General features: G+C 41.7%; 13 protein-coding genes. 11 read left to right on the forward strand and 2 right to left on the reverse strand.

What is annotated here, in order from left to right:
• Positions 1-82: 82 nt before the first annotated feature.
• The gene (locus tag HUN01_RS27835) at positions 83-2,353 is read right to left on the reverse strand and encodes a RelA/SpoT family protein (RefSeq protein ID WP_181928868.1); all 2,271 of its coding nucleotides are present in this window, start codon (positions 2,351-2,353) and stop codon (positions 83-85) included.
• Between the two features lie 330 nt (positions 2,354-2,683).
• Between HUN01_RS27835 and patD the strand changes: the two genes are divergently transcribed.
• Positions 2,684-3,037: a heterocyst frequency control protein PatD gene (gene patD, locus HUN01_RS27840; RefSeq protein ID WP_069074330.1), complete on the forward strand. Its 354-nt coding sequence runs from the start codon at positions 2,684-2,686 to the stop codon at positions 3,035-3,037.
• A gap of 142 nt (positions 3,038-3,179) precedes the next feature.
• Here patD and HUN01_RS27845 read toward each other — a convergent pair whose 3' ends face one another.
• On the reverse strand, positions 3,180-3,764 hold the full coding sequence (locus tag HUN01_RS27845) for a TetR/AcrR family transcriptional regulator (RefSeq protein WP_181928869.1): 585 nt from the start codon (positions 3,762-3,764) through the stop codon (positions 3,180-3,182).
• Positions 3,765-3,949: 185 nt separating this feature from the next.
• Here HUN01_RS27845 and HUN01_RS27850 point away from each other — a divergent pair, with 185 nt between their 5' ends.
• The 10 genes from HUN01_RS27850 to pstB all read left to right on the forward strand — a co-directional run bounded on the left by HUN01_RS27850 (position 3,950) and on the right by pstB (position 15,221).
• Positions 3,950-5,539 (forward strand): DHA2 family efflux MFS transporter permease subunit, encoded by a 1,590-nt coding sequence (locus HUN01_RS27850; protein ID WP_181928870.1) that lies wholly within the window; start codon positions 3,950-3,952, stop codon positions 5,537-5,539.
• A 644-nt stretch (positions 5,540-6,183) separates the two neighbouring features.
• A complete protein-coding gene (cysH, locus tag HUN01_RS27855; RefSeq protein ID WP_181928871.1) occupies positions 6,184-6,909 on the forward strand; it encodes a phosphoadenosine phosphosulfate reductase in 726 nt (241 codons plus the stop codon).
• Between the two features lie 424 nt (positions 6,910-7,333).
• Complete coding sequence (sbcD, locus tag HUN01_RS27860; RefSeq protein WP_181928872.1) at positions 7,334-8,587, forward strand: exonuclease subunit SbcD; 1,254 nt, start codon at positions 7,334-7,336, stop codon at positions 8,585-8,587.
• Positions 8,588-8,629: 42 nt separating this feature from the next.
• Positions 8,630-9,259: a restriction endonuclease subunit R gene (locus HUN01_RS27865; RefSeq protein WP_181928873.1), complete on the forward strand. Its 630-nt coding sequence runs from the start codon at positions 8,630-8,632 to the stop codon at positions 9,257-9,259.
• Positions 9,260-9,348: 89 nt separating this feature from the next.
• Complete coding sequence (locus tag HUN01_RS27870) at positions 9,349-9,564, forward strand: type II toxin-antitoxin system HicB family antitoxin (RefSeq protein ID WP_181928874.1); 216 nt, start codon at positions 9,349-9,351, stop codon at positions 9,562-9,564.
• Between the two features lie 378 nt (positions 9,565-9,942).
• Positions 9,943-11,100 carry a sulfate ABC transporter substrate-binding protein gene (locus tag HUN01_RS27875; RefSeq protein ID WP_181928875.1) on the forward strand — a complete coding sequence of 386 codons (1,158 nt, stop codon included), beginning with the start codon at positions 9,943-9,945 and terminating at the stop codon, positions 11,098-11,100.
• A gap of 63 nt (positions 11,101-11,163) precedes the next feature.
• Complete coding sequence (locus tag HUN01_RS27880; RefSeq protein WP_181928876.1) at positions 11,164-12,165, forward strand: PstS family phosphate ABC transporter substrate-binding protein; 1,002 nt, start codon at positions 11,164-11,166, stop codon at positions 12,163-12,165.
• Positions 12,166-12,216: 51 nt separating this feature from the next.
• Positions 12,217-13,158 carry a phosphate ABC transporter permease subunit PstC gene (gene pstC, locus HUN01_RS27885; RefSeq protein ID WP_181928877.1) on the forward strand — a complete coding sequence of 314 codons (942 nt, stop codon included), beginning with the start codon at positions 12,217-12,219 and terminating at the stop codon, positions 13,156-13,158.
• Between the two features lie 5 nt (positions 13,159-13,163).
• A complete protein-coding gene (gene pstA, locus HUN01_RS27890; RefSeq protein ID WP_181928878.1) occupies positions 13,164-14,063 on the forward strand; it encodes a phosphate ABC transporter permease PstA in 900 nt (299 codons plus the stop codon).
• Between the two features lie 330 nt (positions 14,064-14,393).
• A complete protein-coding gene (pstB, locus tag HUN01_RS27895) occupies positions 14,394-15,221 on the forward strand; it encodes a phosphate ABC transporter ATP-binding protein PstB (protein ID WP_181928879.1) in 828 nt (275 codons plus the stop codon).
• Positions 15,222-15,290: the final 69 nt, after the last annotated feature.

Here is a 15,290-nt window from a genome sequence, read left to right on the forward strand (position 1 = left end):
ACGGACGGGCGAGACGCCCATCCCACAAGAGTCAAGCTAATGCACTATTTTAAGCTTGACACGCTACTAGCAATTGGCAAGCTTACTCGTCAATTTGACCAAGGCGGCGGATATTCAAAATGTCGCTCATTTTCTTAATTTGGACGAACACTTGCTCTAGTTGAGAGCGATCGCGTATATCTATTCCTAAGTCCATCAATGCAGGTTGACCAGCAGAGGTTTTCACCTGAGCATGGCGAACATTAATCCCTTGGTCACTCAACCGTGACAAAATATCCTTTAGCACCCCTACGCGGTCAAGGGCTTCAATTTGAACATCCACTGGGTATGTATGCGGACGACCACTATTTTCGGCGCCGGGGTTCCACCTAACTGGTACTAAGCGCTCATACTCCACAGTTTCCAAATTATGGCAGCCTTGGCGATGAATTGAAATCCCTCGACCTCGCGTCACCACACCAATAATTGGTTCGCCAGGAATCGGGGTACAACACCCAGCTAAATAATATACCAAACCTTCCACCCCAAAAATTGGCGAATCAGTGGAACGTGAGGTAGTTGGAGGTGCATCTCGCAAAGCTTTTGATGTCGCTGGTTCTTTGGGGATAAATGGCGACACAGTGGAAGCTGGTTGTTGTCCCTTTGCTACTTCTCGCCAACGATTTAGCACTAGGTTCAAGGTAATTTCACCGTAACCCAAACCAGCGAGTAAATCATCTACGCTGTGGTAGTTACACTTTTCGGCGACAATCTGCATCGCATCTGACTTCAGCAAACTATCAAAACCAGTTTTACCCAGTTCCTTTTCTAACAACTCCCGTCCACGGGCAACATTTTCTTCCCGGCGCGATCGCTTGTACCATTGTTTTATCCGATATTTCGCTGCCGAAGTTCTGGCAAAGTTCAACCAATCTAAACTCGGATGGCAGTTCTTTTGGGTTAAAACCTCGACAATATCGCCATTTTGCAGCCGCGTTGACAGTGGCACCATTCGCCCATTCACCCGCGCCCCTGAACAGTGGTTCCCTACTTCCGTATGAATGCGATAAGCAAAATCTACAGTGGTAGCACCAGGACTTAAAGGAACAACATCCCCCTTAGGGGTGAAGACATAGACATCATCTTCAAATAGATTATCTTTGACGCTATCAAGATATTCTTGGGCATCCTTGAGATCAGTTTGCCATTCTAGCAGTTGCCGTAGCCAAGTAAACTTGTCATCTGTCGCTGTCAAATGGCTAATACTAGAACCACCTGTTTCTTTATACTTCCAATGGGCGGCAATCCCATACTCGGCGATATGATGCATTTCGATTGTCCGAATTTGCACCTCTAAAGGACGGCCAGTTAGTCCAATCACCCCAGTATGTAACGACTGGTAACGGTTAGGCTTTGGTAGTCCAATGTAGTCTTTAAATCTCCCAGGAATTGGGCGAAAAGCATCATGAACCACCGCCAAAGCCCGATAGCATTCCTCATTAGTTTGAACAATAATTCGCAGCGCTGCCAAATCGTAAATTTCATGAAATTCCTTTTGCTGGCGGTGCATTTTTTGGTAAATGCTATAAAGGTGCTTGGGACGACCGCTGATATCCTGAAACTGGATTCCGGCTTGCTGCAAACGCTCTTGCAACATGTTCGTAGCTCTAGCCAATTTCTCTTCTCGCGCCGTCCGTTTTTCGGAAACATGCTCCTGCATTTGGCGGAAAGCTTCTGGTTCCAAATATTTAAAAGCCAAATCTTCCAGTTCCCATTTAATTCGCCAAATTCCCAAGCGATTGGCTAAGGGCGCGAATATATCTCGCGTTTCCTGGGCACTGCGGCGGCGGCTGGCCTCTGACATATATTGTAAAGTTCGCATATTATGCAAACGATCTGCCAATTTCACCACAATTACCCGAATATCTTGCGCCATTGCCAAAAACATCCGCCGGAAGTTTTCGGCTTGGCTTTCGGTTTTGCTGGTGAAATTGATTTTAGAAAGCTTGGTGACACCTTCGACCAACTGCCGCACTTCTGGGCCAAAGCGTTCTTCTATTTCTTGACTTGTAACTTCTGTATCTTCAACGACATCATGGAGAAATCCAGCTGCTATCATAGCAGCACTACCTCCCAAGTCACGCAGCAAATCGGCTACAGCAACGGGATGGGCAATGTATGGTTCTCCAGATTTGCGGTATTGACCTTGATGCAATTGGTAAGCAAATTCAAATGCGCGACCAATCAAGACTGTATCACTATGCCTTCGGTCATCTTCCCCTGCGCCGCTAGTTGTGGATGACTCCTTCAAACATTTTTTTAACCATTCCGGAATGGCGAGATCAACTGATGAATTTATAGCTAGACTGCTCATACAATTGGGTTTGGATAGGATCGGTAGATAAGTGAATGATAAATAAAACTGGCAGCATCGCTCTAAGAAGATGCTGTCGCCCAGAGAAGGGTAGAAAAAACAGAACAGTGTAAGGATGATTCTACAATTGCAGATAGCGCAGCGTTAGCGACGCAGGAGCGTCTGGTAGTCATCCAGTTTGATTTTCAAGGATCATAAAGCAAGAAAATCCATTAATGGCAAACAAAGCCTCAAACCATGATTTGAGGCTTTTAGTGGTGATAAGTCTTTAAGAAAGTTTATTGTAGAAGAAAAATTACTTGACATTAATACTATCTTAACTAGCACTGGATGTCTTTAAACCGTGAGAAATATCTGGCACTCGTAACCTTGCTAGAGCAATTACGCTCCGATGCCACAACTACCCAAATAGTTGCGCCTGAGCTGCGACAGCGTATAGCCTCGTTGCAGCAATTTTTCGGGCAAGAGATTGTGCCTTTGGCTGATGAAAACTGGCGAGTGCAGTCTTATCAAACGGAGATGAGCAAGCAATTGCGCTTGTTGGAAATAGATGTAATGTTTTTCCAAGGAGCGCGGCAAGCATCTACTGCACAAACGAGACTTCAGACGATTTGCGATCGCTTGACAACCCTCATTCAATACTGTGATGCCATTCTGCAACCAGAAGCGGAAGGAGAAAAATAACAATTGTTCACCTTTTTCTCTAATTTCTCCATCATCTCATTTATGACCTATAGTGAAAAGTTATTTTGCTAACAAGTTGGAATTGGGCATGGGGCATTGGGCATTGGGCATTGGTTATTCCGTCTCCCTTGCACCCTACTCCCTACTCCCTACTCCCTACTCCCTTTATCAAAAGATTCATGGTGCGGCGCATGTATGCTTCTACTGGCTCGGTTGTGGGTTTGAAAATCAGTGCATAATATAGTGACCCGCTTACAAGGTCGATCATTAGTTCTACGTCTGCATCTTTGTGAATTTCGCCTCTAGACTTGGCACGCTCCAGTATTTTAGAAAAGGCTTCACGCCGGAGTTTTGTATATTTTGTCCAGTAAACCTCTGCAAACTGAGGATTGCTAGACGCTGTACTAATGATCAGCGCAAGTGTCTGACGACCAAGGGGACTATCTATTTTTTTGGCGGCATTATTAATCAGGATATCCATGTCTCCCCAAAAGCTATCAGTATCGGGGATCACTAAATCATCTCTCAAACTTTCGATCGCGTCTGCAACTAATTCTTCTTTGGAAGTGTAACGCCGATAGATGGTCGTTTTACCAACTCCAGCACGAGAAGCTATCGCTTCTATACTCATGCTTTCATATCCTACCTCTGCAAGCAAATCTAGGGTTGCTTGGAGAATGGCTTGGTCGGCGTGGATGCTACGTGGGCGTCCAGAAGAACTTGACATAGGGAATGGGGAATGGGGAATGGGGAATGGGATCGCTGCTGCTTTCCTTGACCTTTTTTATACGATACGCTACCGTATCGTATAGATGAAATGCCTAGTTTTAGCTTTGCGATCGCTCTGATACCAATTATCGAAAAGAAAGTTGGATTTCATCTGGGCTTCTTAATTACAAATTAGTATTATTGATGGCTACCAACATTAAACGTTCTAGTTTTGACCAATTTGGTTATGTCCACGGGCCATTGAAGTGGGCGATCGCTTTTACGGCTTCCCTTGGTGCGATCTTAGAAGTAATTGATACCAGTATTGTTAACGTTGCCCTGACAGATATACAGGCTAGTTTGGGTGCAACTGTTAGTGAGGTTGGCTGGGTAGTAACTGGATATGCGATCGCAAATGTTGTCTTAATTCCCTTATCTGCATGGCTGGGAGATTACTTTGGACGCAAAACCTACTTCATTTTCTCGTTGATTGGCTTTACCCTGGCCTCGGTTTTATGCGGGTTGGCATTTAATCTCCCAATGCTAGTTTTTTCTCGAATTCTTCAAGGTTTATGTGGTGGAGGGTTGCTAGCTAAAGCCCAAGCGATTTTGTTCGAGACTTTTCCACCTGCTGAACAGGGTTTAGCTCAAGCAGTTTTTGGGGTAGGTGTAATTGCTGGGCCAGCCATCGGCCCGACTTTAGGGGGATTTTTGGTAGATGGTTTGGGCTGGCGCTGGATTTTCTTTGTTAATATTCCCTTCGGGATCATTGCAGTGGCGATGTCAGTGGTATTTTTGCCCAAAGATAAAGACAAAAGCGAGACACAAAGCCAAGCCGTCGATTGGTTCGGGATTGGGTTTTTGGTGATTGCTATTGGCTGTATGCAAACTTTGTTAGAGGAAGGAGAGAAAGAAGACTGGTTTTCCTCCAGTTTCATCACCACATTAGCGATCGCCAGTATTATCGGATTGGGACTATTTATTTGGTACGAGTTGAAAGTAGCCCATCCTGCCGTTGACTTGAGAGTTTTACGTCACCGCTCTTTAGCTGCTGGAAGTGTGTTATCAGCCGTGGTAGGTATGGGACTTTATGGCACACTCTTTGCTGTGCCGATATTTGCTCAGAGTGTGCTGCACTTTACGGCAACGCAGACAGGACTATTGTTAGCACCTGGTGCTTTAGCATCTGCGATCGTTATGGTTTTATTAGGCAAACTATCTAGTAAAATTGATGCCCGATTTTTAATTGCAATGGGCGCTGTCGGATCGTCTGGAGTCATGTTTCAACTAGCAGCAATTACCCCACAAACTGGCATAGATGATTTATTTTGGCCATTGGTATGGCGTGGGGCTTTTACTGTATTGATGTTTCTCCCTTTGAGTTTGGCAGTTTTAGGCCCGCTACCCAAACAGGATATTTCTGCCGGCTCTGGTTTCTACAATCTCACCCGACAACTAGGTGGTAGCATTGGCATTGCCCTACTTACCACTCTGCTTGACCGACGACAAGCTTTTCATCGAGACATCCTGTTAGCAAAACTTAGTCCTTATGACCCAGAAACCAATCAGCGCCTCGATACGCTCAATGGGGCACTGCAAGGTCAAGGTATGGATGCAACAACGGCTCAACAACAAGCACTAGCTTTATTAAGTCAAACAGTAGATACCCAAGCTGCTGTTTTATCTTACGCAGATTGCTTTCGGGTAGTAGGGGTAGGCTTCCTTTGCTCATTACCTCTGTTGCTATTCTTGGGTAAAGGTGGTGCAGGAGTAAAAGCGCCAGTTGCTCACTAGTGTTCTGTCTCATTAGTTATGAGTGGTTAGCGGTGGTCAGATCCCCGACTTCTTGAAGAAGTCGGGGATCTCGTAGCCCAGCAAAACTACGTAAAAACACGGCTTCAGAATTAATCTCTGCTGAAAGTCACAGCAGAAAGTTCATACACACGGATTTATCTGGATAAAAAAGTAAAAGTCCCACTCAGTTTTGAACGGGACTATGTGAAGTCTTATTGCTAAAATTAGAAATTTTGATCTAGAAAAAGTTCATTATTGTGATGATGCCAACGCTTGTTAACATCATTAAAGCGCCCATAATTATAGATTGACCTAATGGATTGCTGAATTTTGCATTGTTCATTTAAGTAAAATCCCTTTTATTAATAGTTCCTTAACCATATCAAAATCAGTATAAATATCTATAAAACCATTGTAAAACTTAAATTACCGTAAAATTTCTTAGTAAATACTTATTTTTGAACTTAAGTATCAATTTTTACTTCTAATGATTTGTTCTTCTGGTCTGCCGACTTCCCATTCTCCAGTTCCACAACGTAGTAATTTCCGAACAGAATAAATACCTGAACTCCGAGCGGAATACGTGCCTTGATAAGATAAAATAAATCTTAATCAAGGTAAAAATATTTGAATAGAAGATTATCATGACAGCATCCACGGAATCTAGAAACCAAGCGATCGCTTTTGACCTAGAAAAATTAAATGAGCAATTTGAAACTGCCACTCCCAAAGAAATACTGGCATGGTCTATAGAAAATATCCCAACGGGACTGGTGCAAACAAGCGCCTTTAACGTGGATGACATGATAATTACCCATATTCTTTACAGTGAACTGAAGCATCCCGTTCCTGTGATCTTCCTCGACACCTTGCACCACTTCCCTGAAAGTTTAGAATTAGTAGCCAAAGCTATACAAATCTACAACCTGGATTTGCAAACTTTCAAAACTCCAGATGTAGACACCCGCGAAGCCTTTGAAGCCAAATACGGCGACAAACTCTGGGACAAGGATATTACCAAATTCCACCACATTACAAAAATTGAACCACTGCTACGAGGTCTGGACGAACTCAATAGCGTCGCCTGGATTACCGGACGCCGCCGTGACCAAGCAGTAACCCGTGCGAATATGCCCATATTTGAATTTGATGGTAAAGGTCGGCTGAAAGTAAATCCTATAGCTACCTGGACACGCAAAGACAGCTGGCTTTACGTGGCTGAACACGGAGTTATCTACAACCCCCTCCACGACCAAGGTTATCCCAGCATCGGCGACCAACCCATCACCACCAAAGTAGGCGAAGGCGAAGACGAACGCGCCGGACGCTGGCGGGGAAGTGATAAAACAGAATGTGGAATTCATATTTAGTCATTTGTCATTTGTCATTTGTCATTTGTCATTGGTCATTGGTCATTTGTCATTGGTCATTGGTCATTGGTCATTGGTCATTGGTCATTAGTATTTAGACAAAGGACTAAGGACTAAGGACTTATACCAATTTGAAAAAAGAATGCGACAAATAGACCATTTGTAGAGACGCGATGAATCGCGTCTTTACCCAAGGATGTGTTGCAATCATTAATTGAATTGGTATTATTTATAGCCGTTCTCAATTTGGAATACAGACCTAACCCCCCAGCCCCTTCCCTTCTAGCGTTGAGGAGTAAGATAAACTCAAAGCCTCTCTCCTTTTAGGAGAGAGGTGAAAATGTATTGCATACAAATGAGAACCCTATAGTCATTTGTCATTAGTATTAGACAAAGGATAAATGACTAAGAACAAAGGATAAATATGATTAAAATCCTCCACCTCTCCGACATCCACATGGGAAGCGGCTTTTCCCACGGACGAATTAATCCCGTAACTGGATTAAATACACGGCTAGAGGATTTTGTCAATACTTTGTCTATATGTATTGACCGAGCGCTGACAGATGCGGTTGATATGGTGATATTTGGTGGTGATGCTTTCCCGGATGCGACACCACCACCTTATGTACAACATGCTTTTGCCAACCAGTTTCGCCGTCTTATGGATGCCAATATTCCAACAGTGCTGTTGGTAGGCAACCATGACCAACATTCCCAAGGACAGGGAGGGGCGAGTTTAAATATTTATCGCACTTTGGGAGTGCCAGGGTTTGTTGTCGGTGATACATTAACTACTCACTGCATCCAAACCCGTAATGGCAAAGTGCAAGTAATCACCCTGCCTTGGCTGACTCGTTCCACCTTGATGACTCGCCAAGAGACAGAAGGTTTATCTTTAGCGGAAGTCAACCAACTATTAACGGAACGTCTGCGAGTTGTTTTAGAAGGGGAGGTTCGCCGTCTTGACCCCGATGTGCCTACTATTCTTTTGGCTCACTTGATGGCTGACAATGCAACCTTGGGCGCAGAACGCTTTTTGGCAGTAGGTAAAGGCTTTACTCTACCCCTATCTTTGCTGACGCGACCTTGTTTTGATTATGTAGCCTTGGGACATGTCCACCGCCATCAAAATCTGAATAAATCCAATAACCCACCGGTGATTTATCCAGGGAGTATTGAGCGGGTAGATTTTAGCGAAGAAAAAGAAGACAAAGGCTATGTAATGCTGGAACTGGAGCGGGGAAGCGCTAAGTGGGAATTTTGTCCCTTAACAGTTCGGACTTTCCAGACCATTGAGATAGATATCTCGAAAGCAGATGATCCGCAAGCGGTGTTAATGAAAGCGATCGCTAAGTATGATATTCAAGATGCTGTAGTGCGGCTAATTTACAAACTCCGCTCTGAACAGATGGATTTGATTGACAGTTCCTCTCTACATACTGCTTTAAGTCCCGCTCATACCTACACCATTCAAGCAGAATTAGTCAGTCAATTGGCTCGACCCCGCATTCCTGAATTGAGCGCAAGTAGCAGCATCGACCCAATGGAAGCGTTAAAAACTTACTTGAACAACCGTGAAGACCTAAAAGATATCGCAGCATCAATGATGGATGCAGCCCAGAAGTTACTAGCGGATGAAGTGGAAGTTTGGCTGGAAGCCGCAACTAATGAGTAGTATAAAGCCAATTAATTTACTATACTCCACTCCCCAAAACTTATGACACAAACAATCCAAGCAAAGGACACTGACTTACGCTATTTAATCGATAACTTTGGTATTCAGTTAGTTTTAGATGAATCATTCTTTCATGAATGGCAAGAAGATTTAGCAGAAATTAATGATTTAGACAAACAACTCTTAGACAAAGTTAAAATGGGTTATTTAAATCTTCTTAATTACCCACCTTTGCTAGAAGATGTAGTTAGAATGGCAGTTGTAGACCCATTACTTTTTATCGGGGATTTTTATCTAGCCCCGTTTTATGTAAAATCAGAAGAATCTATAGATATTGCTGTGCCAGATGAAGATGTAATTATTAAAGGTAGAATGGATACCTTAGTTTTGAAAGAGCAATTATGGGTGATGATTATTGAATCTAAAAGAGCTTCCTTTTCAGTTGAACAAGGACTTGCACAAATTCTTGCTTATCTGTTAGGGAATTCATATACTGATAAACCCAACTTTGGTATGATTGCCACAGGCAGCGAATTCATTTTCGTCAAATTAGTGAAAGGAAATTCACCACGTTATGCTTTATCAAAGGGTTTTTTGATGCGAAACCCTGGAAATGAATTGTACGACGTACTACGTATCTTGAAACGCCTGACTCAGTTGGTGAGTGCTTAAATCTTATGGCTTGATTATATTTTCTCACGGTTGGAGCGATCGCTCTTTCAATAATGAGAGAATATAGTATAACTTCAGGGAAGTTCATAATGAAGCGAGAATTTAATGTAATTCTCGAACGGGATGCAGATGGCTACTTTGTTGCTTCCGTCCCAAATCTTCCTGGTTGTCATACGCAAGCTAAAACTTTAGATGAGTTAATGGAGCGTATTAGAGAAGCGATTGAACTTTGTTTAGAATTTGAGGACGAACAGCAAGATTCACTCGACTTTATTGGTATTCAACGAGTTGTAGTTGAGATATGAGTCAATTCCCAAGCTTCACAGGAAGGGAAGTTATTGCAATGAGTGCGATCGCAAAATATGATACTCAAGATGTTGTAGTGCAGCTACTTTGTTTTAAAAAAAGCTTTATTAGCTAAAAAAAATCGAGTTTATACTGTTATTTTGTATTACTTATTACATATTTTTATCAGATTTTATGTATGTGTGCAATCAGATTGTCTCCCTTTGCAGTAGAAAAACCCATTTCTTGAAATTCCTTGGTAAATCAGACTTTTGATGATAAATTGCTCACCTAGTAAAAAAATTGAAGCTAGATGATAAATATTATTCTATATACCCTATAATTCTTTTAATTACGGTATACATCTAGAAATACCGTAGATTTAGGGGTGAATTCTGATGAGCAAGTCGCAACAACCAACACAATTAAGTCAATACCTAAGTGAAGGGATACAGGCTTATGTCATGAAAGCTTTGCAGACTATACAACTCTGGCATCAACACACGATTAGAAGTTGGTTGAATAGACACACTGTGCAAAGTTTTGTAAGTCTATTTCTAATAGGTACTTTTTTGAGTATAGCAGTTGCCTCCTGCTCTGGAAGCAGTTCAGCTAGCAAGAATGATGTTAATTTAAAACTCGTTTCATTCTCTGTTACCAAAGCCGCTCATGACCAGATAATTCCCAAATTTGTCGAAAGCTGGAAGAAAGAACACAACCAAAACGTCACCATTGAGGCGACTTATGGGGGTTCTGGCGCTCAAACAGCAGAAGTTATTGCAGGTTCGCAGGAAGCAGATATAGTACATTTGGCACTCCCCCTAGATGTCATTAAAATTCAGCAAGCAGGTTTGATTAAATCAGGTTGGGAAATCAGATATCCAAGAAATGGTATTGTCAGTAAATCTGTAGCTGCGATCGTTACTCGTGAAGGTAATCCCAAAAATATTCAGACTTGGGCAGACTTAGCAAAAGATGGTGTAAAAATAATTGCAGCTAACCCAAAAACTTCTGGTATTGCTATCTGGGAATTCTTGGCTTTTTGGAGTTCTGTGAGTTTAACAGGTGGTGACGAAACCGCAGCATTGGATTATGTCACCAAAGTTTATAAGAACATCCCGGTATTGACGAAAGATGCCCGTGAAGCTAGCGATTCATTCTTCCAACAAGGCGAGGGAGATGTCTTAGTTAACTACGAAAATGAAGTAATTTTGGCGCAAATAGGTGGATTGAAACTGCCTTATGTTGTACCTCAAGTTAATATTTCCATCGATAATCCTGTGGCTCTAGTTGATAAAAACGTTGATAAACACGGTACAAGAGAAGTTGCACAAGCATTTGTGAATTTTCTTTACTCAACAGAAGCTCAACGAGAATTTGCCAAATTACAGTATCGTCCTGTTAACCCCACTGTCACCCAAGAAGTAGCGTCAAAACAACCGCCAATTCAAACTTTATTTACCTCTCAAGATTTAGGTGGTTGGGAGATTATCCAGAAAAAGTTTTTTGAAGATGGGGCAATTTTTGACAAAGTTCAAGCTGCTAGCAAAGCATGAACTTTATTTTTTCATGCAGCATTCCTTGTATAGTCACTTTCACTTTATCTCAATTGATAATTTATGAGCTTTCATCGCCGATTTAAAGATAGCTTTTTCTTCACATCTTTAATGGTTCTTGCCAGTAGCATCACTGCTTGTAACGGTGGACAAGAATTGAAAAGTCAGGTGAGTATTGATGGTGCAGCAGTAGGTTTTCCTATTTCTTTAGCAGTTGCAGAAGAATATCAAAAGGTTCAATCTGACGCAAAAGTTAGTGTTGCTTCCAGTGGTACGGGTGGAGGTTTCAGTAAGTTTTGTAATGGTGATATTGATATTGTTGGCGCTTCTCGTACTATCAGAAATGAAGAAATCAAAAAATGTAAAAGTAAGAATATTGAGTTTGTAGAGTTGCCTATAGGTTTAGACGGCGTAGCTGTAATTGCAAATCGTAAAAACGACTTTGCTAAATGTCTAACTATTAAGGAAATGAATACAATTTGGAGTGCTAAATCAGACGGCAAAATCTTGACTTGGAATCAAGTTAATCCTAAATTTCCTAAGCTACCACTGAAGCTTTATGCTCCGGCTTCTGATACGGGAACCTTTGATTATTTAACTCAAGCTGTTACTGGCAAAGCCAAGAATGGCCGCACCGACTACACTCCTAGTCATAATCAAAATCTGCTAGTGCAAGGTGTTTCTGGAGATGAATCAGCATTGGCCTATGTAGGGATATCGTACTACATTCAAAATCAAGAAAAGCTCAATTTAGTTGCTATCGAAAATCTCAAAGGAGAATGCAAAAAACCAGTTCCGTTGGATAATGTACTCAAAAATACCTATACACCTTTGTCTCGTCCCCTGTTCATATATGTCAGCAAGATATCTTTAGATAACAAACCAGCAGTCAAAGAATTTGTAGATTTTTATCTAGAAAATTCTTGGAAGTGGGTAGATGGTGCTGGATATGTAGCACTACCTGATGAAGCTTACGTCAAGGTAAAACAAAAGTTTGCTACTGGTGAAACTGGGACAAAATTTCAAAAAGCCAAACCAGGTGAACCAATTACAAACTTTCTTTAGACAAATATTCATTCAGATGCAACTTGATTTGTAGTCACAACTTCACTGTTTATGCAAAATTACACTTCTCAAGACGATCCTTATTTATTACCTAGACAATCACTAGACAAAGATATATCTGAAGATATATCAGAAAGGATTGTGGGAGCGATTTTATTTGCTTGTGCTTTAGTTTCTGTTTTGACTACCTTTGGTATTGTCATAATTATTTTTCAGGAGACATTTGGTTTTTTCCAAGAAGTTTCCTTTGCTCAATTCTTTCTTGATACTAAATGGACACCTCTATTTGCAGAGAGGCATTTTGGCATTTGGCCTTTAATTAATGGCACTTTCTTGACTACAGCTATTGCTATGTCAGTTGCGATTCCTTTGGGTTTATGTTCTGCCATTTATTTGAGTGAATATGCTCAACCCAAGGTAGCAGCAGTTTTACGTCCAGCCGTGGAACTTTTAGCAGGAGTACCAACTGTAGTATATGGTTACTTTGCACTATTGTTTCTGACACCATTGCTGCGGAATTTTATTCCTCTAGAAATATTCAATTCCTTGAGTGCGGGGGTAATGATGGGGATTATGATTACTCCCACCGTTGGCTCTATTAGCTTAGATGCTATTAAATCAGTTCCGCGTTCTTTGCGCGAAGGAGCTTATGCTTTAGGTATCACTAAACTAGAAACTATTTTTAAAGTAGTTTTACCAGCCGCACTTTCGGGAATTATCGCCTCGATTATTTTGGGTATTTCTCGTGCTGTGGGTGAAACAATGACTGTCCTCATCGCCGCTGGACTACAGCCGAAGCTGACTATTAGTTTTGCAGAATCAATAGCAACAATGACAGCTTATATGGCACAAATTTCTGGCGGAGATAGTCCGCGTGGAAGTCTCAATTTCAAGACTTTATATGCTGTAGGTGCGGTTTTGTTTGTGATTACCCTATCTTTGAATATTGTTAGTTACTGGATTGCTAATCGTTATAAGGAAAAATACGAGTAATAAATATGGCTACTAGTTATCAAGATGATGATTCCTTTGCATCGGGGGCAGAATTTACTGATAATGTTGACAAAAGGGAGAGCTTAGGAAAAGTATTTGAAGTCATTTTTTTGATCGGGTTGCTGATTGGAATATTTGTCTTAGCCTTGCTACTTTTTGATATTTTGGGAGACGGATTAGGTAGATTTTTGTCCCCAGGATTTCTCACAGATACCCCTTCTCGTTTTCCTGACCAAGGTGGTATCCGTCCTGCTATTGTTAGCAGCATCCTTTTGGGACTTGTTGTGATTTTTGTCACCGTTCCAATTGGTGTCGGCGCAGCTTTGTATCTCGAAGAATATGCACCCAAAGCTTGGTGGACAGTGGTTATTGAGATTAATATCAGTAATCTGGCGGGTGTACCTTCTATCGTCTATGGATTGCTGGGTTTAGGAGTTTTCAATTATTTGCTTGGCTTTGGCCCGGCTTTGATTTCTGGTGCGTTGACTTTATCTTTGTTGTCTTTACCAGTCATTATTGTCACCTCTAGAGAAGCAATTCGCGCCGTCCCGGATTCTTTGAGAAATGCTTCTTACGGCTTAGGTGTCACCAAATGGAAAACTATTAGCAGTCATGTCATACCTTATGCTGTTCCTGGTATTTTGACAGGGGTGATTATCTCTGTATCTCGTGCCATTGGTGATGCAGCATCTCTAATTGTTGTCGGTGCTGTAGGTTTTCTTACCTTTGACCCTGGTTTGTTCCAGAGATTTATGGCGTTACCCATTCAAATTTACAGTTACATAACTCGTCCTGAACCGGGTTTTGCTAGTGCAGCAGCCGCGACAATTATTGCGTTGTTACTCTTGATTTTAGCTCTCAATGGTGTAGCAATTTATATCCGGCAACGTTTTTCAATCCGTTAGGTAAACGCAGTATGCAACTTTCTCTCAAACCTAACCCCCAACCCCTTCCCAATACTGCTCGGTTAAGGATTTTTAACTCGGAATTGGGTTTGGGGAAAAGGTTAAAGGGTAAAGGTTAAAGGTTTTTTCTTTCCCCTTTCCCCTTCCCCTTTTCCCCTTAACCGACAAGTATTGAACCCCTTCCCTACTAGCGTTGGGGAGCAAGACTTAAAGCCTCTCCCAGTTTCAGGGAGAGGAATGGAAGCGGGGTTTTAAAAATAAGTTGCACATCGTGTTTAGGTAATTAAATATCTAATTTAATACATTCACAGACCTTTGGAGAATAGAAAAATGACTTATAGCAATAGTAGAAGTCAATCAGATAGTGCCACAATTGAACAAGGTAATAGCGTTTTTAATGTTGAAGGTGTAAAGGTCTTCTATGGAGGATTTCTAGCCCTTTTAGATGTCTATCTGAAGATTCCTGATAAACAAATAATTGCTTTTATTGGCCCTTCAGGATGTGGTAAAAGTACCTTATTGCGTTGCTTCAATCGGATGAATGATTTAATCCCTGGAGCTAAGGTTGAGGGTAGACTGAATTATCGCGATCGCAACATTTATGATACAAAGATAAATTCTGTAAAATTACGCCGCCAAATTGGAATGGTTTTTCAAAGACCGAATCCTTTCCCCAAGTCAATATACGAAAATATTGCCTTTGCTCCCCTTGCTAACGGTTACAAAGGTAACGTTGATGAATTGGTGGAAGATTCCCTCAGACGCGCTGCTATTTGGGATGAAGTCAAAGACAAACTCAAAGAGAAGGGAACTGCATTATCTGGCGGACAACAGCAACGACTTTGCATTGCTCGTGCGATCGCTATGAAGCCAGATGTATTATTGATGGATGAACCATGTTCCGCTCTCGACCCGATTTCTAGCCGCCAAGTAGAAGAACTCTGCTTAGAACTTAAGGAGCAATACACCATCATCATGGTGACACACAACATGCAGCAAGCTTCGAGAGTCGCAGATTTCACCGCTTTCTTCAATACAGAAATTGACGAGCATGGCAAGCGTCGCGGAAAGTTAGTTGAGTTTAATCCGACAGCGCAAATGTTCAGTTCACCTCAAACCAAAGAAGCTGAAGATTATATAAGTGGACGCTTCGGTTGAAGAGCTTGTCCTAAGTATTTAGGATAATAGACAACCTTGTACAATAAGGTAAAACTTTGTACAAGGTTT

The organism is Nostoc edaphicum CCNP1411 (assembly GCF_014023275.1).
In the GTDB taxonomy this organism is placed as follows: domain Bacteria; phylum Cyanobacteriota; class Cyanobacteriia; order Cyanobacteriales; family Nostocaceae; genus Nostoc; species Nostoc edaphicum_A.

What these genes read in the sequence shown, in the direction of transcription:
- HUN01_RS27835 (WP_181928868.1), bottom strand. Translation starts at nt 2,353, where the DNA reads ATGAGCAGTCTAGCTATAAATTCATCAGTTGATCTCGCCATTCCGGAA.
- patD (WP_069074330.1), top strand. Translation starts at nt 2,684, where the DNA reads ATGTCTTTAAACCGTGAGAAATATCTGGCACTCGTAACCTTGCTAGAG.
- HUN01_RS27845 (WP_181928869.1), bottom strand. Translation starts at nt 3,764, where the DNA reads ATGTCAAGTTCTTCTGGACGCCCACGTAGCATCCACGCCGACCAAGCC.
- HUN01_RS27850 (WP_181928870.1), top strand. Translation starts at nt 3,950, where the DNA reads ATGGCTACCAACATTAAACGTTCTAGTTTTGACCAATTTGGTTATGTC.
- cysH (WP_181928871.1), top strand. Translation starts at nt 6,184, where the DNA reads ATGACAGCATCCACGGAATCTAGAAACCAAGCGATCGCTTTTGACCTA.
- sbcD (WP_181928872.1), top strand. Translation starts at nt 7,334, where the DNA reads ATGATTAAAATCCTCCACCTCTCCGACATCCACATGGGAAGCGGCTTT.
- HUN01_RS27865 (WP_181928873.1), top strand. Translation starts at nt 8,630, where the DNA reads ATGACACAAACAATCCAAGCAAAGGACACTGACTTACGCTATTTAATC.
- HUN01_RS27870 (WP_181928874.1), top strand. Translation starts at nt 9,349, where the DNA reads ATGAAGCGAGAATTTAATGTAATTCTCGAACGGGATGCAGATGGCTAC.
- HUN01_RS27875 (WP_181928875.1), top strand. Translation starts at nt 9,943, where the DNA reads ATGAGCAAGTCGCAACAACCAACACAATTAAGTCAATACCTAAGTGAA.
- HUN01_RS27880 (WP_181928876.1), top strand. Translation starts at nt 11,164, where the DNA reads ATGAGCTTTCATCGCCGATTTAAAGATAGCTTTTTCTTCACATCTTTA.
- pstC (WP_181928877.1), top strand. Translation starts at nt 12,217, where the DNA reads ATGCAAAATTACACTTCTCAAGACGATCCTTATTTATTACCTAGACAA.
- pstA (WP_181928878.1), top strand. Translation starts at nt 13,164, where the DNA reads ATGGCTACTAGTTATCAAGATGATGATTCCTTTGCATCGGGGGCAGAA.
- pstB (WP_181928879.1), top strand. Translation starts at nt 14,394, where the DNA reads ATGACTTATAGCAATAGTAGAAGTCAATCAGATAGTGCCACAATTGAA.